Annotated in this window: 16 protein-coding genes; 10 read left to right on the plus strand and 6 right to left on the minus strand. The window is 63.4% G+C overall.

The window, feature by feature from the left end:
- Nucleotides 1–15 precede the first annotated feature (15 nt).
- From HBO11_RS24665 to dkgB, 4 genes are all read left to right on the plus strand, one after another.
- Nucleotides 16–1,956, plus strand: a complete 1,941-nt coding sequence (locus tag HBO11_RS24665; RefSeq protein WP_169954750.1) for a TonB-dependent receptor — start codon at nt 16–18, stop codon at nt 1,954–1,956.
- Nucleotides 1,956–2,315, plus strand: coding sequence for a (2Fe-2S) ferredoxin domain-containing protein (locus HBO11_RS24670; protein ID WP_169954751.1), 360 nt, complete (start codon nt 1,956–1,958; stop codon nt 2,313–2,315). The genes HBO11_RS24665 and HBO11_RS24670 overlap by 1 nt, the downstream gene beginning before the upstream one ends.
- On the plus strand, nt 2,312–3,226 hold the full coding sequence (locus HBO11_RS24675; protein ID WP_169954752.1) for an ABC transporter substrate-binding protein: 915 nt from the start codon (nt 2,312–2,314) through the stop codon (nt 3,224–3,226). The genes HBO11_RS24670 and HBO11_RS24675 overlap by 4 nt, the downstream gene beginning before the upstream one ends.
- A 122-nt stretch (nt 3,227–3,348) precedes the next feature.
- Nucleotides 3,349–4,152 (plus strand): 2,5-didehydrogluconate reductase DkgB, encoded by an 804-nt coding sequence (dkgB, locus tag HBO11_RS24680; protein ID WP_169954753.1) that lies wholly within the window; start codon nt 3,349–3,351, stop codon nt 4,150–4,152.
- Between the two features lies 1 nt (nt 4,153).
- Here dkgB and HBO11_RS24685 read toward each other — a convergent pair whose 3' ends face one another.
- From HBO11_RS24685 to HBO11_RS24705, 5 genes are all read right to left on the minus strand, one after another.
- Nucleotides 4,154–4,567 carry a chemotaxis protein CheY gene (locus HBO11_RS24685; protein ID WP_169954754.1) on the minus strand — a complete coding sequence of 138 codons (414 nt, stop codon included), beginning with the start codon at nt 4,565–4,567 and terminating at the stop codon, nt 4,154–4,156.
- A gap of 133 nt (nt 4,568–4,700) precedes the next feature.
- Complete coding sequence (locus HBO11_RS24690; RefSeq protein WP_169954755.1) at nt 4,701–8,339, minus strand: transporter substrate-binding domain-containing protein; 3,639 nt, start codon at nt 8,337–8,339, stop codon at nt 4,701–4,703.
- Nucleotide 8,340: 1 nt separating this feature from the next.
- On the minus strand, nt 8,341–8,967 hold the full coding sequence (locus HBO11_RS24695) for a response regulator transcription factor (RefSeq protein ID WP_169954756.1): 627 nt from the start codon (nt 8,965–8,967) through the stop codon (nt 8,341–8,343).
- A gap of 325 nt (nt 8,968–9,292) precedes the next feature.
- Nucleotides 9,293–10,009 carry an MgtC/SapB family protein gene (locus HBO11_RS24700; protein WP_169954757.1) on the minus strand — a complete coding sequence of 239 codons (717 nt, stop codon included), beginning with the start codon at nt 10,007–10,009 and terminating at the stop codon, nt 9,293–9,295.
- A 323-nt stretch (nt 10,010–10,332) separates the two neighbouring features.
- Entirely contained in the window at nt 10,333–11,670 is a 1,338-nt protein-coding gene (locus HBO11_RS24705; protein WP_169954758.1) for a SidA/IucD/PvdA family monooxygenase, read from the minus strand.
- Nucleotides 11,671–12,056: 386 nt separating this feature from the next.
- Between HBO11_RS24705 and HBO11_RS24710 the strand changes: the two genes are divergently transcribed.
- The 3 genes from HBO11_RS24710 to HBO11_RS24720 are packed head-to-tail and all read left to right on the plus strand — an operon-like array spanning nt 12,057 to nt 16,611.
- Entirely contained in the window at nt 12,057–13,229 is a 1,173-nt protein-coding gene (locus HBO11_RS24710) for an efflux RND transporter periplasmic adaptor subunit (RefSeq protein ID WP_169954759.1), read from the plus strand.
- On the plus strand, nt 13,230–15,203 hold the full coding sequence (locus HBO11_RS24715; protein WP_169954760.1) for a MacB family efflux pump subunit: 1,974 nt from the start codon (nt 13,230–13,232) through the stop codon (nt 15,201–15,203). It begins immediately after the preceding gene.
- 7 nt (nt 15,204–15,210) lie between these two features.
- Nucleotides 15,211–16,611, plus strand: coding sequence for an efflux transporter outer membrane subunit (locus HBO11_RS24720; protein WP_169954761.1), 1,401 nt, complete (start codon nt 15,211–15,213; stop codon nt 16,609–16,611).
- A gap of 107 nt (nt 16,612–16,718) precedes the next feature.
- Here the strand turns inward: HBO11_RS24720 and HBO11_RS24725 are convergent, their stop codons facing one another.
- On the minus strand, nt 16,719–18,347 hold the full coding sequence (locus tag HBO11_RS24725; protein ID WP_169954762.1) for a PvdJ/PvdD/PvdP-like protein: 1,629 nt from the start codon (nt 18,345–18,347) through the stop codon (nt 16,719–16,721).
- A 171-nt stretch (nt 18,348–18,518) separates the two neighbouring features.
- Here HBO11_RS24725 and pvdM point away from each other — a divergent pair, with 171 nt between their 5' ends.
- The 3 genes from pvdM to HBO11_RS24740 are packed head-to-tail and all read left to right on the plus strand — an operon-like array spanning nt 18,519 to nt 22,057.
- Complete coding sequence (pvdM, locus tag HBO11_RS24730) at nt 18,519–19,880, plus strand: pyoverdine-tailoring dipeptidase-like protein PvdM (RefSeq protein WP_169954763.1); 1,362 nt, start codon at nt 18,519–18,521, stop codon at nt 19,878–19,880.
- Nucleotides 19,877–21,148: an aminotransferase class V-fold PLP-dependent enzyme gene (locus tag HBO11_RS24735; protein ID WP_169954764.1), complete on the plus strand. Its 1,272-nt coding sequence runs from the start codon at nt 19,877–19,879 to the stop codon at nt 21,146–21,148. The genes pvdM and HBO11_RS24735 overlap by 4 nt, the downstream gene beginning before the upstream one ends.
- Nucleotides 21,149–21,178: 30 nt before the next feature.
- Nucleotides 21,179–22,057: a formylglycine-generating enzyme family protein gene (locus HBO11_RS24740; protein ID WP_169954765.1), complete on the plus strand. Its 879-nt coding sequence runs from the start codon at nt 21,179–21,181 to the stop codon at nt 22,055–22,057.
- Nucleotides 22,058–22,131 lie beyond the last annotated feature (74 nt).

Below are 22,131 nucleotides of genomic sequence, written 5' to 3' on the forward strand. Positions count from 1 at the left end.
ACTTTCGAGAAGACTATGATTTTTCAACGTTACGTCACTTCTGGCCCAACCCTGCTGTTGGGTTGCCTGTTCAGCCCCCTGCTACTGGCTGACAACAGCGCCCTGGAACTCAAGCCGCAGACCATTCTGGCACCGTCGGTGGAGTCCACCACCGTGGCCGACATGGCCCAATACGGCAGCAAGGTCGAGATCGTCACCCGCGCCCAGATCGAACGCGCCGGCCCCAGCGCCGATATCACGCGGGCGATGCAGATGTTTATCCCCGGTTTCTACGTCGCGCCGAAAAACGGCCCGTTCGACTACGGCACCTATTCCCTGCTGGGCGGGCGCAACGACGACACGCTGATCCTGCTCGACGGCGTACGCCTGAACAACCGCCTGTACGGGGGCCTGTACCTGGACACCCTGCCGGCCAACGCCGTGGAGCGCATCGAAGTGCTCAAGGGTGGCCAGAGCCTGTTGTTCGGCACCCAGGCCGTGGCGGGCGTGATCAATATCGTCACGCGCACCCCGCAGACCCGTGAGGTGTCCGGCGAAACCAACCTGGGCGGCGATACCTTTGGCGGCACCACGGGTGATGCCCGGGCCGAGCGGATTTTCACCAATGGCCTGGGCGACCTGGGCCTGCTGGCCTATGTCAGCCATAACGTGTCCGAGGGCTACCAGCCCTTTCGCAACCGCGACATGAGCAACGTCACCGACAAGAAACGCTCCTACGAAGTCACCACCCTCGGCGCCAAGGCCATCCAGTCTTTTAGCGATGACTCGCGCCTGGAACTGTTCTACCAGTACTCCGATGCCAACCTGGACTTTGCCGGCGCCACCAACAACCGCAAGACCACCAACGACCGCGTGCAGCAGATTGCCACGGCGACCTTCGAGCAAAACATCAACGAGCGGCTGAGTTACTTCCTCAAGGGCCATATCAACGACTGGGACACTCGCTACTCAAGGGTCAACAACACCGCCGACGGCGGCACCGTGGTGCGCAACCACAATGACTACTGGGGCTTTACCGACTGGGGCGTGCAGGCCGAAGGCAAGGCTGAGCTTACGGGCGGCCATGTGCTGGTGTTCGGCTCGGACAACCAGTGGTTCAAGGGCCAGGACGACGTGCTGGTGATCGACGACAACAAGGCCCAGGCCCACGCCCTGTACACCCAGCTGCGCCCGCAGATCGACGCCCTGCCCGACTGGCATCCGAGCATCGGCGTGCGCCACGAAACCATGAGCGGCGGCGACAGTGCCACCGTCGGCATGCTCACCTCGCTCTACGACCTCAACCCCAACTGGGCCCTGCGCGGCCAGTACGGTACGGCCTACAAGCTGCCGAATGCCGAGCAATTGTTCGTCAATGAACCCGGCGACGAGCTGGGCAACCGCAACCTCAAGCCGGAAAGAAGCCGTAACGCCGAGCTGGGCCTGGACTACAAGGGCCTGCTGGCCGACCGTGAATTCAGCGCCAGCGTGACCCTGTTCAAGCGCAAGATCACCGACCTGATCACCCTCGACGATAGCCACTGGGTCAACGGCCAGGGGCAGATCCAGGTGCGCGGTTTCGAGGCCGACGCCAAGCTGGCGCTCAACGACCAGTGGAACTTGCAGGCGGACATGACCCGCAACCTGACCGAATCGCGCGCCGGGGTCACCCTCAATGACGTGCCGAGCTTCTTTGCCCGCTCGCGGGTGGGTTTCGAGTCGCAGAACCGCCTGTGGGGCGCCGGCGCGGCGATCCGCTATATCCACGATGTGATCAGCTCGAAAAGAGTCGAATACGGCCACTATTCGGTGGTGGACTCCGACGCCTATCGCTACCTCGACCCTGCCCATCAACACCGCGTGAGCCTGCTGGTAGAAAACCTGTTCGACCGCGACTACGTCACCAGCCGCTCCAGCAATGTCGACAACCTGGGCCGGCCGTTCACCACGGAGGTGCGTTACACGTATCGCTTCTGATGACTGAAATCACGCAAATCGACGGGGTGGACACCCACCCCGACTGGTCCCGTATCCCCGAGCATGCCCACCATGTGCTGCTGTGCACCGGCCCGCGCTGCACCCAGCGTGGCGCCCTGCAACTGTGGAAAACCCTGCGCCGGCGCCTTTTGGAGCACCAGCACATCGAAGTGCCTGGCGGTGTGCTGCTGACGCGCACCCATTGCCAGTTCCCCTGCAACCTGGGGCCAGTGCTCACGGTGTACCCGCAGCGCTGCTGGTATGGGGTGCACAGCAAGGCCGATGCCGTGCGCCTGGTGGATGTGCACCTGGTGGGCGGCGAGGTGGTCGAGGAACTGTTGATCCGGGAGCATCCATGAAACGTTTGGCAGGCGTTGCCATCGCCCTGTTGTGCAGTGCCTCGGCCATTGCGCACGACTACCGCAACTGCCAGCAGGATTGGCAACTGCCCCATGCACCGCCGGCGCGGATTGTCGCCCTCAACCAACACGCTGCCGATATGCTGCTGGCCCTGGACGCCGGCCCGGCGCTGGTGGGCGTGGCGTACCTGGATGACAACGGCGCCGCGCATAAGCAGGGCAAGTATTTGGGGGTGTCGGTGATTGCACTGCGCTATCCGGCCAGCGAAGTGTTGTATGGGCAGAGGCCGGACCTGGTGGTGGGCGGTTTTGCCACGGCCTTTGGCAGCGGCATTACTTCACGCACTGGGCTGGCGGGCAATGGCGTGGCTTCGTATCTGCTGGAATCGGCCTGTGCCGGGCACTCCCTGGATTATTTCGGGCATATCCGCACAGACCTGCAAACCCTGGGCAACCTGCTGCATAAGCCGCAGCGCGCCCGCGAGCTGATTGCCGCCCTGGACGCCGACCTGGCCAGCGCCCGGGCACTGGCCAAGCCGGCAACACCCTTGTCGGTGTTTTACCTCGACAGTGAAGTCAACGGCCTGGACAGCGAAGGACAGCAAGGTTTCGTCACTGCCCTGCTGGCCGCCGCCGGCGCGCGCAACCTGTTGGCCGGGATCAATCAATACCGGGTCACGGTCAGCAGTGAGACGTTATTGATGAGCGACCCGGATGTGATCCTGCTGGCCGATGCCGTATGGTCCCCGGCCAGCCGTAAACGCCAGTTGCTGACCCGCGACCCGGTGCTGTCGCGCCTGCGGGCGGTGCGGGAAAACCGCATGATCGATATCCCGTTTACCCACCTGGTGCCCACTGTCGGCAGCGGCAAAGTGGTGCTGGACCTGACGCGCCAGCTCAACACCCTGTAGGAGCGGGCTTGCCGGCGACTCGTGACTTGTGGTCAAGAGTCATTTGAACAATCGTGGGTGTTTCCGCGGGGGCCCGGGGCAGATACTCGAGGCCATTGTTCACGCCACCACAGGAGTCACTCATGTCTATTCCCGCATTCGGCCTTGGCACTTTCCGCCTGCAAGGCCAGGTGGTCATCGATTCCGTCAGCACTGGCCTGGACCTGGGCTACCGGGTCATCGATACCGCGCAGATCTACGAGAACGAAGCCGAGGTCGGCCAGGCTATCGCTGACAGCGGTATCCCCCGCGATGAGCTGTTCATCACCAGCAAGATCTGGATCGCCAATTTTGCCGAAGGCCAGTTGATCCCCAGCCTCAAGGAAAGCCTGCGCAAGCTCAAGACCGACTACCTGGACCTGACCCTGATCCATTGGCCGTCGCCGGAAAACCAGGTGCCCGTCGCCCAGTTCATGGGGCAGTTGCTCGAAGCCAAGCGCCAGGGCCTGACCCGGCAGATCGGCATTTCCAACTTCACCGTGGCACTGATGGAACAAGCCATCGCCGCCGTCGGCGCCGAGAATATCGCCACCAACCAGATCGAGCTGCACCCGTACCTGCAAAACCGCAAGGTGGTGGATTTCGCCACGCGCCACGGCATCCAGATTACCTCGTACATGACCCTGGCCTACGGCGAGGTGCTCAAAGACCCGGTGATCCAGGCGATTGCCGAGCGTAACCAGGCCACACCGGCACAGGTGGCCCTGGCCTGGGCCATGCAACTGGGGTACGCGGTGATTCCATCCTCGACCCAACGCGCCAACCTGCAGAGCAACCTCAAGGCCGTGCAACTGACCTTGAGCGAAGCCGATATGGCGCAGATCGCAGGCCTTGAGCGCGGTCAGCGCCTGACCAGCCCCAAGGGCATTGCGCCGCAGTGGGACTGAGCTAAACCGCCGGGCTGCGCGCCAACTCCCGCAGCCACGGCAAGACCCGCAAGCCGCTGGCCGGTGACGGCGGGTCGATGATGCCCATGAAGTGCTCCAGGGTGAGGCTGTCGGGCGACCCCGGCAAACGCATCATCGCCTGGGACGCCGGCGCCCCGCTGTGCTGGTCGTCATAGACCAGCACATGGCGCACCTGCTGGAACGCCAGTGCGTCACCCGCGCTGGCGGCCAGGCCCGCATGGATAATCAGCACATCGAATGGCTCGGCTGGAATATCGGTCAGGATCAGCACTTCATCGAAGGTCTGCACCGGGACGATCCGGTAGTAACCCAGTTGGTTGAGCATTTTCTCGAGGTGCAAGCGTTGCAGGTGCTGTTCATCAGCGATCAGGATGGTCAGTGCTTTGGTGGGCATGGCAGGTCCCTGAGCAGGCAGCGCTCGTGGTTTGAAGGAGCGGCCTACTTTTTCAGACATATTTCGATAGCAAAATCAGCGTAGTTCCCTCTGCACGTAGGAGTTCTCCTAAACACTCTCGCACTTCCTACTCTTATGCCCGGTTGCAATAGTCCGCCAGGGCCTGATGCAACTGATCAATGGCTGCTTGCACGCCAGCCACCGCCAAGGCCAACGCCTCCCGATCACGCTGTTCACAGGCGGCTTCCAGGGCCTCACAGGCGCTCACCAACGCCTGCGCCTCAACCAGGCGCGCCCCGCCCTTGGTCCGGTGGGCCAGGTCATGCAACTGTGCGTAGTGGTTTTGTTGCAGCAAGGCCGGCAGTTGCATGCGGTCTTCGGCGAGGCTGTCGAGCAGCGGCTCCAACAGTTCCCTGATCGCGTCCATATCGCCACCGGTCAACTTCAGCAAGCGGCCCAGATCGATCGTCTGGATCGCCTCGGCCGCCTGCGGCTCGTTGACCGAAGGCAGGGCCGTACGCGAAGCCAGCGCCGCATGCAGGTCGTCGAGGCCAGTCGGCTTGAACAGGCAACCGTCCATCCCCGCCGCCAGGCAACGCTCGGTTTCCTCGGGCTGGGCATTGGCGGTAAACCCCAGCAACAGGCAAGGCGCCAGGCCACGGGCACGCTCGTCGGCACGAATTTCCCGCGCCAGGTCATAGCCGTTTTTCAGTGGCATATTACAATCGGTGATCACCCCATCGAAGCGCTCGGCCCGCCAGTACTCCAGGCCCTGCACACCATCTTCGGCCGTAGTGATGCGGTGCCCCAGGAAGCTCAGTTGGCGGGTCAGCAATTGGCGATTGGCCGGGTAGTCATCCACCACCAGGATATTCAACCTATGGGCCGGCGGAGCATCCAGAGCGGCCGGCTCGTGATGGGCCGCGGCAGCAGACGCCACGGCCAGGGCCAACGTGACCTCCACGCGAGTACCCTGCCCCAGCACACTGCTCAACTTCAGTTGGCCACCCATCATTTCACACAGGCTGCGGCTGATCACCAGCCCCAGGCCAGAGCCACTGCGCGCCGACTGGTCGGTATTGCGCCCCTGGACAAACGGGTTGAACAGGCGCATCTGGTCCTCGACGCTGATGCCTACCCCCGTGTCTTCCACCACCAGCCGCAGGCTCAGATAACCATTGGCAACCGCAGGCGAGCCACTGCAGCTCAAGCGCACATGGCCCTGGGCGGTGAACTTGATGGCGTTGCTCAACAGGTTGGAAACCACCTGCTTGAAGCGCAGCGGATCGATCAGTACATGCCGGTCAAGCAGCGGGTCCAGTGCCACCTGCAACACCAGGCCCTTGGTCCGCGCCAGCCCTTCGAAGATGCGCGCCACCGAGGCCAGCAACTCACGCAGGTTCGATGGCTCCAGGGCCAGGGACAGATGGCCGGACTCGATGCGCGCGATGTCGAGAATATCGCCGATCAATTCCAGCATGCCCCGCGAAGCGTCGGAGGCCACGGCCAGGGCATCATGGTCGATCCGCCCCTGCTCGGCATTTTTCAACGCCAGCTCGATCATGCCGATCACCGCGTTCATCGGCGTGCGGATTTCATGGCTCATGGTCGCCAGGAACGTGGTCTTGGCCCGGTTGGCAGCGTCGGCACCCTCCTTGGCCTCCTGCAATTGCCCCAGCAAGCGCTGGCGTTCACTGACATCGACCCAGCCGGCAATCATGCCCACGACCTTCTCGTCACCGTCGCGGTACGGCAGCATCCAGTGGTAAATGGTCAGGGTCGCGCCCCCAGGTACCTTGAGGACACGGTCGTGAATCTGCGGCTCGCCGCGCTCCATCAGGCGCAAGTAGTCTTCATGGTAGGACTGGGACTGGGGCTGGTTGCCGGTGTCGGTCTCGACCACGGTCTTGCCGATCACATCTTCAAGGCAAAAGCCGAATACATTCAGGTAGGCGCTGTTGCACGCCATCAACCGCCCCATGCGGTCGCGCACATAGATCGGGTGCGGCGTGCCGTCGATCAGCACGCTCATAAAGCGCATCTGGTCGCTCAGCGCGCGCTCGGCCTGGCCGCGCTTGCGTATCAGGCTGCGCAGGTAAATGGCCCAACCCAGGGTGAGCGCCAACAGCAGCGCGGCCAGCGCAAACCCCTGGATAATCGTGTCGCGGTGGCGCAGCCAGTAACTGTCGTCGATCACCACCTCGCTGCGCCAGTGGTTGGTCAACTCGTCCATTTCCTGGGGAGAGATACTCAGCAGTGCCTTTTCCAGGATCGAATACAGCTCCAACTGGCCGCGCCCCACGCCAAAGGCGATACGCGCTGGCTGCGCGCCCACGGTACTGGTGATACGCAGGCGATCACGGTATTTATGGGCAATCATGTAGCGCGCAATCATCAGCGCATTGACCGACGCATCGACCCCGGCACTGGCCACCAGGGCCATGGCCTCGGCGGGGCCGTCGACGTCTACCAGGATGATTTGGGGGTATTCCCGGCTGATGATTTCCCGCTGTACGCTGCTGCGAATCACCGCCAGGCGCTTACCTGTCATATCTTCCATGGTGATCGGGCTGCGCTCATCATCGCGGGTGACCAGCACGAACGGGTTGCTCAGGTAAGGCCGGGTAAAGCGGATCTTGTCCTCCCGGGACATGCTTGGGGTAATCAGCGCGATCATGTCCGCGTCGCCCTCGCTGACCTGCTCGACTTGGCGCGGCAGCGAACCGCCGCGTATCACGTCGAACTTCAAGCCGGTGCGCAAGCTGACCTGCGCCAGTACCTCGGCACTCAAGCCCTGGAACTGCCCACGGTCGTTGAAAAATGACAGCGGCAGGAATTTGTCGAGCGCCGTGACCCTGACCCGTGGGTGCTTGTCCAGCCAGCGTTGCTCACTGGCGCTCAGGCGCAGGCGTTCGCGGCCGACCACCCCCAGGTTACCGGCGCTCCAGCGGCGCAGGATCTCCATCTGCTCATTGGCGGGGATCACCTCCAGCACCGCATTGACAATACGCAGCAGCCGCTCATTGTCGCCGGCGAGCGCGAACGCAAAGGGGTTGACCTCCAGGCTGGAAAAGTCCGCCATGCGCACGTTATTGAGATGATTTTTATTGATCAGATAGTTGGTGCTGATTGCATCGCCCAGGTAGACGTCCGCCTGGCCAAAGGCCACTGCGCCAATCGCCTCGAAGGCCGACGGATAGATATGCAATGAAGCATTGGGGTAGAAGGCCGCGACTGCACCGGGCTGCATGTAGTGATAAAGCATGGACAGGCGCTTGCCGTCCAGGTCGGCCGTCAGCGACTGGCTATCGCCCACCCGCGTCACCAGGATCGGCTGGTCATTGGCGTAGGAGCGCGACAGCTTCAACTGGCCGTCCGCCGCCTCGTAGCCGTTGGCCGTGCCTACAAAGTCCACCTCCGCGTGCTTGAGGGCGGCGATGGCTTCGTCGCGGTGCTCATAGCGCTGCACCTGGACCTTGACGTTGAGAGCCAGGGCGATCAACGCCGCATAATCGGCGGTAATCCCCTCCAGTTCGTCGTTGTTGTTCGTCAGATCAAAGGGCGCGTAGTCGGGAGCGGAAACCCCCATCACCAACGTGCGGCGCTGGCGCAACCAGCGCCAGTCCGCCTCATTGAGGTTCACCTGTGGCGCTTCCAGGCTCGAATGCCCCAACAGATGCAAAGCCTGTGGCTCTCCCAGAGCCACGTTGACGGTAAGTGACAGGCCCGCCAGCCAGAGTACGGCGAGCCACTTGCCCAGAGAGGTCGACATTTCAGATCAGATGATTGCGCTGGGCGAACTTGGATAAATGCACCACCGAAGACATGCGCAGTTTCTCCTTCAACCGGGTTTTATAGGTACTGATGGTCTTGTGACTCAACAGCATGTCCTTGGCGATTTCATTGTTCCCCAGGCCCAGGGCGAGCTTTTGCAGCACCATCAGTTCGCGGTCGGAAAGTGCCTCTACCAGTTGCTGTTCAGTGGTTTGCAAGTCGTCTTTGCGCACCGAACTGGTGGGCAGGCTGGGGAAGCAGCTGTAGTTGGACATGACGGCCTTGATGGCTTTTTGCAGCTCATCGAGTTCACCGGTTTTCGCGACAAAGCCCATCGCCCCGGCGCGCATGCAACGAGTGGAAAAGAACACTGCCAGATAGGAGGTCAGCACCAGGATTTTACAGGGCAGGCCCAATGCCTTGATCCGGCTGATGACCTCCAGCCCGCCCAACTTGGGCATGGCCAGGTCGAGGATGACCAGGTCCGGTCGCTCCTCCCTGGCAATCTGTAAGGCGTCGGCACCGTTGGCAGCTTCGAAAATCTTCTCGAAGCCCTCCTGGCGCAACAGGTATTTGACGGTAGAGCGAATGAACGGATGATCATCCACGATTAGCGCTTTGCTCATGCAGCTCCCTGGGAAGACACCACGATTGTTTAGTTGCTTCATTGGCGACCACTCATTTCAGGGGCGCCAACACCCTTACACATCACACGAAACCCCTGTACCTGTGAGAAATACCAGTTCCGACCAGCGGCACTGTCTACACAGAACGTTTCAACGGAATTTGGTTAGGTGCAACGGCGCAACATTAACAACGGAATGATGTTTCGCCCGAAGGGAAAATCCGGCGCACTTGTAGGATTAATCCTTCAAAAAGCGTAGTCAAATTCAATAAAAAAAGCCGCCCCCTATGACAGGAGGCGGCTTTTTGGGGGATGCAGGGTTTGCTTCAGTCGGTGGTGCTGGGGCTCCAGAAGGCCTGCACCACAAGGTTCGACTGTGAGATCCGCGCCACCAGGGCGTCCAGTTCGTCACCGTCGACCGAGTTGGCCGCCAGCGTCGCCTCGATTTCCACCTCCTCAGTGCCAAATGGCCGTACGTCGACATCACTGGCCGGGTAGTTGCAGCGCGCCAGTTCCGATTCGAGCAAGGCCATCACCGCCTGCTGCTGGGCGCGCCGGGCGATCACGTAGAGGATATTGGTGACCTCCGCCGACACCACATCCAAAGGCTGGCGGTTGATGTTATTGACGATCGGCCGCAGCAAGGTGTTGGCCGCCAGCACAAAACAGGTACCCAGGAACGCCTCGAGGATCAGGTCGGCGCCGGCGCAGGCGCCCACGGCGGCGGAAGTCCACAGCGTGGCCGCCGTATTGAGCCCGCGTACGTTGCCCTCCTCGCGCATGATCACCCCGGCGCCGAGAAAGCCAATCCCGGACACCACATACGCCACCACCCGCACCGCCCCTTCGGCCCCGGCCAGGCGGTTGGCCATGTCGACAAAGATCGCCGCCCCCACCGCCACCAGCACGTTGGTGCGCAGCCCCGCCGTGCGCTGGCGGAACTGGCGCTCAAAGCCGATCAGCCCACCCAGGATGAAAGCCGCGCTGAGGCTGACCACGGTGTCGATCAGGGAATCCAGATTGATATTGTTGAGGGCTTGCATGATGAATCTCCCTTTGATTGCCCGCAGAATCAGCGTCGAAAAAAGGGGGATCAGGCAGGAACCAGGACGGTTCGCTACCCAAAGGCCGCTTCTCGCTTGATCGGCGAGGCAACGGCACGGGGATGCGCGTCAGCTGGCCAAGCCTGGTCGACAACTGTCACTCGAAAGTCTGTTCACGAAGGTCTGCGCTATGGTTGAAAACCGGCGCAGCTTACGCCCGCAGTCTGCGGGAGGAAAGTGACAGTGCGGCGAATCGCCGGGTTCTTCAGCCAGGGTTCAGCCAGGCATCGCTCCCGCGGGCGCGGGAACGATCTGCAACGCTGTCAGCTCGCGGTGGCCAGCAGCACATCACGCACCGAGCGCGCCTGGCCCAGGCTGCGGTCATGCTCGTGCAGCGAGGCGGCAATCTCATCGGCGCGAATCGGCAGGATCGACAGCAACGTATCGCTCAAGCCATGGCTGGCCTGGCTGAAGCCCTGCATGTAGATGCCCGCCTTGCAGCGCTCGTCGGTGACCACGCGGTAATCGCGGCTGACTTCAAAGTCACCCATATAGGCCTCCAGCGGCGCCAGCAACTGGCGATGCATCTGCCGTTCATAACCTGTGGCCAGGACCACCGCATCGTAGTGGTTGATCACGGTCTCACCGGTGGCGTTGTGACGTACCAGCAACTCGATGCCCAAGGGCCCGGCGCTGGCTTTTTCCACGGTGGTCAGGGTGCGGAATGCGTGGCGGGCGATGCCGGAGACTTTCTGCCGGTAGAAAATCCCGTAGATGCGCTCGATCAGGTCCAGGTCCACCACCGAATAGTTGGTGTTGTGGTACTCGTTGACCAGGCGTTCGCGCTCGCTGCTGGGCTGCTGGAACACCAGGTCGGTGAACTCCGGGGAGAACACTTCGTTGACGAACGGGCTGTCATCGGCAGGCTTGAGGGCCGAGCCGCGCAGGATGATGTCCACCTGCACCGAGGGGAAGCTGTCGTTCAGGTCGATAAACGCTTCGGCCGCGCTCTGCCCACCGCCGATGATTGCAATGCGCATCGGCTTGCCCTCGACACACGGCTGCTGGGCCATGCGCGCCAGGTACTGGGAATGGTGGAACACCCGCCCGTCATCCTTGAGCGCCTTGAACGCCTCGGGAATCCGTGGCGTGCCACCGGCGCTGACCACCACAGAACGTGCGGTGCGCACCAGTTGCTCGCCATGGGCATCGCGGGAGATCACCCGCAGCGCCTCGACCTGCTGCTGATGCAGGATCGGCTCGATGGCCAGCACTTCCTCGCCATAGCGGCTTTGCTCGGTAAATTGCCCGGCGACCCAGCGCAGGTAGTCGTTGTACTCCATGCGGCACGGGTAGAAGGTGCCCAGGTTGATAAAGTCCACCAGGCGCCCGTGGGCCTTGAGGTAATTGACGAAAGAGTACGGGCTGGTGGGGTTGCGCAGGGTCACCAGGTCCTTGAGGAAGGAAATCTGCAGCTCGCTCTGGCTCACCAGGGTATTGCCGTGCCAGCGGTAGTCGGCCTGCTTGTCGAGAAACAGCACATCGAGCTTGCCCTGGGCTTTCTCGCGCTCTTGCAGGGCGATGGCCAGCGCCAGGTTCGAGGGACCGAAACCAATACCGATCAGGTCGTGAACCGCGGGCGATGCAATTGCCTGTGTCATTCCAGTGTCCTCTGGATAAGCCCCGTGGCGATGGGGCGGAAAGCCTGGGCGACCTGCTGAACAACAGGCCATGTGTTGATAGGAAACGAGGACCATGAAAAAAAATTTAAGCCCCGCACCGGATTCACCCTGGCAGGCGCGGAGCCGCCGGCGCGGGCAATGCGGTGATGGCAGTTTGAGGCCGTCTAATTTATAGTAATTCTCATGTAGATTTGAAAAGTCCTACACACAACGTCCAATACTGGCGTTTCGCCCAGCTGTAACGGCGTGTGTAAGCACTTAAATTTCAGGGCAAATACCTCGTTTACCTGACAGCTTGCCGCGCCTGTCTCTGCCCTTGTGGGCGATTGAGCTGCGGTCCGAACTTTCCTGGCTGGAACCCGTGCATGAACCGTCCCCGACACACCCGGCGCGCTCTGCTGGCAGCACTTTGCCTGATCCCCGTGGCCGCGTTCGCCGCCTGGCAACTGATCCCGCCCGGCCGGGATAAATTTGCCACCCTGCAAGTACACCGGGGCGATATCGAAAGCAGCGTGACCGCCCTCGGCACCCTGCAACCGCGGCGTTACGTGGATGTCGGCGCCCAGGCCTCCGGGCAGATCCGCAAGATTCACGTCGAAGCCGGCGCCCAGGTCAAGGAAGGCGACCTGCTGGTAGAGATCGACCCCGCCACCCAACAAGCCAAGCTCGACGCCACCCGCTACTCCATCGCCAACTTGCAGGCCCAACTACAGGAACAGCACGCGCAACACCGCCTGGCGCAGCAGAAGTACCAGCGCCAGCAACGCCTGGCCGCCGGTGGCGCCACCCGCGATGAAGACGTGCAAACCGCCCAGGCCGAACTGGACGCCACCCAGGCACGCATCGACATGTTCAAGGCGCAGATCAGCCAGGCCCAGGCCACGCTGCGGGTTGATCAGGCTGAGCTGGGCTACACGCGCATCTATGCGCCGATCTCCGGCACCGTGGTGGCCGTGGATGCCCGCGAAGGCCAGACCCTCAACAGCCAGCAGCAGACGCCGCTGATCCTGCGCATTGCCAACCTGTCGCCGATGACCGTGTGGGCGGAAGTCTCGGAAGCCGATATCGGCCATGTCAAACCGGGCATGCAGGCCTATTTCACCACCCTGAGCGGTGGCAACCGGCGCTGGACCAGCACCGTGCGCCAGATCCTGCCGGTGCCGCCCAAGCCCCTCAACGAAACCAGCCAGGGCGGCGGCAGCCCCAGCAGTTCGAGCAAGAGCGGCAGCGGCCGGGTGGTGCTGTACACCGTGCTGCTGGATGTGGACAACGCCGACAACGCACTGATGGCGGAAATGACCGCCCAGGTGTTTTTCGTCGCCAGCCGCGTCACCGATGCGCTGACCGCGCCCGTCGCTGCCCTGCAGGGCAGCACCCGCCCCGACATGCAACTGGCCCGCGTGGTGGCCAAGGACGGCAGCATCGAAGACCGTGAGGTGCGGGTGGGTATCAGCGATCGCCTGCGCATCCAGATCCTCGACGGCCTGAACGAAGGCGATCATCTGCTGATCGGCCCCGCCGACAGCAGCGGAGGCTGAATGTTGACGCCGCTGATCGAACTTCGGGACATCCGCAAATCCTACGGGGGCGGTGATGCGCCCCAGGTCGATGTGCTGCGCGGGATCGACCTGTCGATCCATGCCGGGGAATTCGTGGCGATTGTCGGGGCCTCCGGCTCAGGCAAGTCGACCCTGATGAATATCCTCGGCTGCCTCGACCGCCCCACTGTCGGCCAATACCTGTTCGCCGGGGAGAACGTCGCCCAACTGGACACCGACGAACTGGCCTGGCTGCGCCGCGAGGCCTTTGGCTTTGTGTTCCAGGGCTACCACCTGATCCCGTCCGGCTCGGCCCAGGAAAACGTCGAGATGCCGGCGATCTATGCCGGCACACCGGCCGCCGAACGCCACGCCCGCGCCGCCGCCCTACTGACCCGCCTGGGGCTGGCCGGGCGCACCGGCAACCGCCCGCACCAGTTGTCCGGCGGCCAGCAGCAACGGGTGTCGATTGCCCGGGCCTTGATGAACGGCGGGCATATCATCCTCGCCGACGAACCTACCGGCGCCCTCGACAGCCATAGCGGCGCCGAGGTCATGACCCTGCTCGACGAACTGGCGAGCCAGGGCCACGTGGTGATCCTGATCACCCACGACCGCGAAGTGGCGGCGCGGGCCAAGCGCATCATCGAGATCCGCGACGGCCTGATCATCAGCGACACCCCCAACACCCACAACCAGCCCGCCACTGAAGCCAACCCCAAGGCCCTGCAAGCGGTGGACCTGCGCCAACGCCTGGCCGACGGCGCCGAGCACAACGGCGCCTGGAAGGCTGAACTGGTGGACGCGGTGCAGGCGGCCTGGCGGGTCATGTGGATCAACCGCTTCCGCACGGCCCTGACCCTGCTGGGGATCATTATCGGCGTGGCCTCGGTGGTGGTGATGCTGGCCGTGGGCGAAGGCAGCAAACGCCAGGTCATGGCGCAGATGGGCGCCTTTGGCTCCAACATCCTCTACGTCAGCGGCTCGGCGCCCAACCCACGTACGCCGCCCGGCATTATCACCATGAACGACGTCGCCGCCATGGCCGCCCTGCCCCAGGTCAAGCGCATCATGCCGGTCAATGGCGCGGAGGCCGGGGTGCGTTTCGGCAATGTCGACCACATGGCCTATGTCGGCGGCAACGACACCAACTTCCCGACGATCTTCAACTGGCCAGTGGTCGAGGGCAGCTACTTTACCGAGGCTGACGAACGCGCCGCCGCTACCGTCGCGGTGATTGGCAAACGGGTGCGCGACAAGCTGTTCAAGGACCTGCCCAGCCCCATCGGCCAATACATCCTGATCGAAAACGTGCCGTTCCAGGTGATCGGCGTGCTTGCCGAAAAAGGCGCCAGCTCCGGCGACAAGGACAGCGACGACCGTATCGCCATCCCCTACTCTGCCGCGAGTATTCGCCTGTTCGGCACCTATAACCCTGAATACGTGGTGATTGCCGCCGCCGACGCGCGCAAGGTGCATGAGGCCGAAAAAGCCATCGACCAGTTGCTGCTGCGCCTGCACAACGGCAAGCGGGATTTTGAACTGACCAACAACGCCGCGATGATCCAGGCCGAGGCCCGGACCCAGAACACCCTGTCGCTGATGCTCGGCTCGATTGCCGCCATCTCGCTGCTGGTGGGGGGCATCGGCGTGATGAACATCATGCTGATGACCGTGCGCGAACGCACCCGGGAAATCGGCATCCGCATGGCCACTGGCGCCCGGCAGCGCGACATCCTGCGCCAGTTCCTCACCGAAGCGGTGATGCTCACGGTGGTCGGCGGGGTGGCCGGGATCGGCCTGGCCCTGCTGGTCGGTGGCGCGCTGATCCTCAGCAGCGTGGCCGTCGCCTTCTCGCTGCCCGCAGCCCTGGGCGCCTTCGCCTGCGCGCTGGTCACCGGCGTCATCTTCGGCTTTATGCCGGCCCGCAAAGCAGCCCGGCTCGACCCGGTCACGGCCCTTACCAGTGAATGATCGCCCTATGAAAGCGCACTTGACCCTCGTTGCCGCCAGCCTGCTGCTGGCCGCGTGCAGCAGCCCGGCGCAGCGCCCGGCCAGCGGCCTGCAGCCGCCGCCGGCCTGGGACACGGCAAGCCAGGCCAACGCTCTGCACGTCAACCAGCAATGGTGGAAAGCCTTTGCCAGCCCGCAGCTCGACCAACTGATCGAACAGGCCCGCACCGGCAGCTACGACCTGGCCAGCGCCATGGCCCGGGTGCGCCAGGCCCAGGCCGGCGCCGTGGTGGCCGGCGCGCCGCTGCTGCCCGAACTCAAGGGCGGGCTCAACGCCAACCGCCGGAAACTGCTGCGCGGCAACGGCTACAGCGAACTGGATGCCGACAACAACAATGACGCGGTGGATTATTTCAATGCCAGCCTGACTGCCACCTACGAAATCGACTTCTGGGGCGGCAAGCGCGCCGCTCGCGACAGTGCTGAACTGGCGGTGCGCGCCAGCGAATTCGAGCGCGCCACGGTGGAATTGACCCTGCTCAGCGGCGTGGCCACCACCTACACCCAGCTCCTGGCCCTGCACGAACAACAACGCATCGCCGAGCTCAACCTGGCCAATGCGCAGAACGTGCTCAAGCTGGTACAGACCCGGCATGACGCGGGCTCTGCCACCCAACTGGAACTGGCCCAGCAAAAGAGCCTGGTCGCCGCGCAGCAACGCCAACTGCCCGAGGTACGCCAGCGGACCGAAGCCGCACGGATCAGCCTGGCCGCCCTGCTCGGCCAACCGGTGCAGACGCTGCAACTGACGCCCCAGGCCTTTGAGCAACTGCGCTGGCCAAGCATCGCCGCCGGCGTACCCAGCGACCTGCTCAGCCGCCGCCCGGACATTGCCAGCGCCGAAGCGCAACTGGCGGCCGCCCAGGCCGACATCATCGTCGCCCGCGCCGCCATGCTGCCCAGCGTGACCCTCAGCGCCAACCTGGGCTCGGGCGCCAACCGTGCTGGCGATATGCTGCGCAACCCGTTCTACAACCTCACGGGCGGGCTGATCGCACCGATTTTCAACAACGGCCGCCTCAGCGCCGAACGCGACAAGGCCACGGCACGCCAGGATGAGCTGCTGCAAACCTATCGCGGCGCGATCATCAATGGCTTTGCCGATGTAGAAAAGGCCCTGAGCAGCATTCGCCGACTGGACGAACAGCGCCAGTGGCAGCATGAAGAACTGGACCAGGCACAGACAGCCTTCCGTATCGCCCAGAGCCGCTATGAGGCTGGCGCGGAGGACTTGCTTACCGTACTGGAAACCCAGCGCACGCTGTATGCCGCCCAGGATTTGAACGTGCAACTGCGCCAGGCACGGCTGGGGGCGAGTATTGCGCTGTACAAGGCACTGGGAGGGGGGTGGCAGGCGTCTGGTCTTTAACGATGAGGATCTAATGTGGGAACTGGCTTGCCGGCGATGTTGCCTGCCCCATCGCCATTGCCATCGCCGGCAAGCCAGCGCCTACCGTTTGACGTTGATCGGACAGGTCAAATCGTCCGTTCCCTGACCTTCAAATGCCGCGCATACCACGGCCGCTTCGGCACCTTGCGGAACAAGTCCTGCAACTTGTCATCATCAGCGCCGAAGGTGATGCGCAACGCCAGCTTCATGGTTTCCGGATCCATCTCCACGGTGCGCCCCATCTGCAATCCCGGGGTGGTGCTGCAACCATGGGTATCCGGCCCCAGCCATGGATCACCCACCTCGACCCAGCGCCCTGGCGCAAACCATGGCACACCGTTGACCTCCAGGCGGCTCAGCTCACCCGGATTAAAGCGCTGATGGGCGCGGAACCAGTCCTCCAGCCGGTCATCGATCCAACCGTGGAAATGCCAGAACACCGGGTTCACATGGGAGGAAAACGGGTCGCCCAAAAAGTCATTTTCAGGCTCATACCACCGCGCCGAAAAATCCGCAGGATCGCGCGCAAAGGGCACCGGTGCGCCGTTGGAAGGGTCGCGCGGCACCGACGCCCAGCGCATGTGCAGCCAATCGTGCAGCCCCAGCTCAACCTCCGAGCCGAACTGGCCCAGGGTCAACCTGGCCAGGTAACGCGGGTCGCGGTACTGCGACTCCCACACCTGGAAGTTGCTGTGATAGGTCTCGCAAGCCTTGATATCACTGACCCACTGGCTGTACTGCTCGTCGCCACTGGCCATCCAGGTCGGCGGCAGTGCGAAGCCATCGTGATTGTCAAAGTAGCGCGCGAAGCCCTGGCGATCACGCTCAAGCTCGGGCTGCGGCGGCGGGAAGCGCGGCCAGGACGGCAAGTCCTGCAGGGAGCGCGCCGTACCGAGCATATGCCGATGCATAAAGAAAAAATCGATACCCGAGCCATTGCGGTCCTTGCGCGGGCCACGGGCGTCGCGCTCTTGGTCCCGTGGCCCGGGCTGCCAACCGATGCCGCGCAGGGCGTTGCGCTTGTCCTCGGGGAGCTTGTGCCACTGGTCCCGCGTGGCGTGCCAGAGCTGGTGGAGCAGGCGGTGTTCGGGGGCAATCAACCATGCCAGCAGTGCTGGGTTGAGGCCGATGCGTTCGCGGGCTTCGGGGAACAGCTGTTTGGTGGCGACAAACCGGTTATCCAGCTCCAGCAGCGCCAGGGGCCTGTCGAGATTGAGAATCTGCCCGCTGAGGGTGCCGCTGCCGGCATTGCCGAAGCTGCCCCAGACTTCATCCAGGCGCATCGTCAATTCATAGGCCGGCATGCCGTCCGGCGCGTCGCGGTCGATCAGGCGCCAGTACAACAGCGCCGCGTCGCCCGGCGCCAGGTCACCCAGCACCTGATAGCGCGGCTCACCCTGCCCACGCAGTTGGCCAGCGGTGTCCAGGTAGCCACGCACGCCCCGGCCGCGCGGTGCAATATCAAGAAACAGTTCCAGACCGTCGAGGGGCAAGCCTTGCAGCCCGGCGTCACGCCCTTCCAGGCGCAGGCTCCAGATCCCGCGCAGGCTGTTCGCCAACTGCTGGCCGGCGGTGTCCGCCAGGTCCACCGTGGCTTCCTCGGGAGTGATGGGAAATTCCTCACGCGTCAACTCGCGATGGGCATAAAAGGCAGCAGGTACGGCGGCGCCGGTCAGCGCCAGGCCTGCGATAAACCCTCGTCGAGAAATCGTCATGTTCCTACCTGTGTCAGCCCTGGAGCAGGCTTTATCCAAGCTAGAACGTTTAGCCGGGCGGCAAATTTACTGTAGGGGCCGCGCTTAAATTTCCCGGCCCTGCGCTCGTTCTCCCCAGATAGCAAAGGCCCCTTGCGCCCGCACCTCAAAGGCGAACCGACTGAGATGGCAATGACAAAACCACGTTCGAAAAAGGCTCTATACATCGGCCTGCCCTTGGCCCTGGCCATTGCTGCCGGCGCAGGCCTGGCCTGGGATCACTGGTTTGGCGGCAATGCCGGCTACCCGCTGGAAGTGATCAAGCAGGCCAATGAATTGCAGGACCGCCTGCTGTCGTTCGACAGCCATATCACCGTGCCCCTGGACTTCGGCACCGCCGGCCATGAAGCAGACAAGGACGGCAGCGGCCAGTTCGACCTGGCCAAGGCCAGTCGCGGGCGCCTGTCGGGGGCGGCGCTGACGATTTTCGGCTGGCCCGAGCTGTGGAATGGCCCCAATGCACCACACAAACCCACCGCAGGTTTTGTCGACGAAGCCCGGCACCAGCAAGAGGTGCGCTACAAGATCATCGCCGGCATGGTCCGCGACTTCCCCAACCAGGTGGGCATCGCCTACACCCCGGCCGATTTGCGCCGCCTGCATGGCGAGGGCAAGTTTGCGATTTTTATCAGCATGCTCAACGCCTACCCCCTGGGCAACGACCTGAACCTGCTGGACATGTGGACGGCGCGCGGCATGCGCATGTTCGGCTTCAGCTACATCGGCAACAACAGCTGGGCCGATTCCTCGCGCCCGTTGCCGTTTTTCAATGATTCGCCGGATGCCCTCGGCGGCCTCTCGGCCATCGGCAAGCAAGCAGTGCAGCGCCTGAACGACCTGGGCGTGATCATCGACGTCTCGCAAATGTCGACCACCGCCCTCGAGCAAGTCGCCCAGCTTAGCCGCACCCCCATGGTCGCCTCCCACTCCGCGCCCAGGGCCTCGGTGGATATCCCGCGCAACCTCAGCGACAAAGAACTGCAACTGATCAAGAACAGTGGCGGCGTGGTGCAAGTGGTGGCCTTCGGCGGGTATTTGCGCCCGTTGAGCCAGCCGATCCAGGACAAGCTCAACACCCTGCGCGCGCGTTTCGACCTGCCACCCCTGCCCAACCTGGCGATGGCCCTGATGCCCGGCGACCCGATCATCGCTGCCTGGCCGGAGCAGAAGTTCGGCGAGTACGCCAGCGAGCTCTACGCCATTCTCGAAGAAGAACCCAAGGCCAGCCTCAAGGACCTGGGAGACGCCATTGACTACACCGTGCGCAAGATCGGTATCGACCACGTCGGCATTGCCTCGGACTTCAACGAAGGCGGCGGCGTCAAGGGCTGGAACGATGTCAGTGAAGTGCGCAACGTGACCGCCGAACTGATCACCCGCGGCTACTCCGAAGCCGATATCGCCAAGTTGTGGGGCGGCAATTTCCTGCGGGTGTGGGAGCAGGTGCAAAAGTCCGCCAAGCCTGGTGTGCTGCCAAGCGAGCAAACGCCATGACCGACCGTCGCACCTTTCTCAAACAGGCCGGCATCCTCGCCGCCAGCCTGCCGCTGGGCACCAGCCTGCACGTGCAGGCGGCTAGCGCCAAGGCCCCCGTCGATAAATGGGCCGGCCTGCGCCAACTGTTCGACCAGGATCCGAACTACATCCATTTCTCCAACTTCCTGATCACCTCGCACCCAAGGCCCGTGCGCGAAGCCATCGAGCGCCACCGCGCCGCCCTTGACCGCAACCCCGGCCTGACCATGGACTGGGACCTGCAGGAACCCTGGAAACGCGAAGGCCAGGTGCGTGACTGGGCCGGCCGCTATCTGCAAGCCAAACCCGGCCAGATCGCCCTCACCGGCAGCACCACCGAGGGCCTGGCGATGATCTACGGCGGCATCCACGTGCGCCCCGACCAGGAAATCCTCACCACCGAGCACGAGCACTTTTCCACCGACAGCATCCTCGCGTTGCGCACCCAGCGTGACGGCACCCAGGTGCGCAAGATCAAGCTGTTCGCCAACGCCCACCACGTGTCGGTCGATGAAGTGCTGACGGCCATCGAGCGCAACATTCGCCCCAATACCCGAGTACTGGGCATGACCTGGGTGCAGTCGGGCAGCGGCGTGAAGCTGCCGATCGCTGAAATCGGGCAACTGGTCAAGCGCCACAACCAGGGGCGCGAAGAAAAGGATCGGATCCTCTACGTGGTCGATGGCGTGCATGGCTTCGGCGTCGAAGACCTGGCCTTCCCGGACATGCACTGCGACTTCTTTATCGCCGGCACCCATAAATGGATGTTCGGCCCACGGGGCACTGGCCTGGTGTGCGCCGCATCGGAGCAAGTGACCACCCTCACCCCGAGCATGCCGACGTTTTCCGAAGACACCGATTTCGCCACCACCTTCTCCCCCGGCGGCTATCACGCCTTTGAGCATCGCTGGGCGCTGGACGAGGCCTTCAAGCTGCACCTGCAATTGGGCAAGGCCGAGGTTCAGCAACGCATCCACAGCCTCAACTCCTACCTCAAGGAGCGCTTGCAGGCGCGACCGAACATCGAGCTGGTCACCCCGGCCAACCCGCAGCTGTCGGCCGGTTTCAGCTTCTTCCGGGTCAAGGGCCAGGACAGCGACAAGGTGGCCGCCTACCTGATGCGCAACCGCGTGGTCAGCGACGCGGTGAACCGCGACGTCGGCCCGGTGGTGCGTACCGCGCCGGGCCTGCTCAATACCGAAGATGAGGTCGACCGCTTCCTGGCCCTGCTCGACAAAGCCCTCTGATCCCCTTTTTTCTTGCCCACGAGACGACTCATGAACGATGAACCGCTCACCCCAACGCTGCTCAAGTCCCTGGCGCTGACGGCATTGATCGCCTGCCTGGCACCGTCCGCCCAGGCCGCCACGCCGCCCAAGCCCGGCACCGTGTTCAAGGACTGCAAGAACTGCCCGGAAATGGTGGTGCTGCCCACCGGCACCTTCAAAATGGGCACCCCGGATGATGAAGTCGGCCGCCAGCCCGATGAAGGCCCGATCCATGACGTGACCTTCGCCAAACCCGTGGCCATCAGCCGCTTCCAGGTGTTGGCCGGCGAATGGGACAGCTACCTGCAAGAAACCGGCTACAAAATGCCCGACGGCGACGACCGCCCTGGCCGCAAATGCACGGCTGGCAAGCCCACCTACAAGATAAGCGCCAAACATCCGGCCGTGTGCATGGACTTTGCCGAAGCCCGCGCCTATGTCGCTTGGCTGTCGAAGAAAACCGGCAAGCAGTACCGCATGGTCAGCGAATCCCTGCGCGAGTACGCCGCCCGTGGCGGCACCTCCGGGCCCTTCCCGTTCCCGTTCGACGAGGGCAAGGAATACAGCATCGCCAAGCACGCCAACACCTACGGGCCGGCCGATGGCTACAGCTACACCGCGCCGGCCGGCAGCTATGCGCCCAATGCGTTCGGCGTGTATGACATGCATGGCAACGTCTACGAATGGGTCGAAGACTGTGAAAACGACAGCTATGTGGGAGCGCCCAGCGATGGCAGCGCCTGGCTGACCGGGCAATGCGAGGTGCGGCAGATTCGCGGCAACGACTGGGGCGAGGCGCCGGTGTTTTCCCGCTCCGGCAACCGCAACAACCTCTACCCCAACGTGCGCGGCGACTGGCTGGGCTTTCGCGTGGCACGGGAGCTCTGAGCCTGTGCAACTCGGGACGCGGCTAAATCGCGCCGGGCCCGACTCGTCCTCCTACTATCGGCCTGCCAGCGGTA

It is taken from the genome of Pseudomonas sp. WS 5010 (assembly GCF_012985565.1).
In the GTDB taxonomy this organism is placed as follows: domain Bacteria; phylum Pseudomonadota; class Gammaproteobacteria; order Pseudomonadales; family Pseudomonadaceae; genus Aquipseudomonas.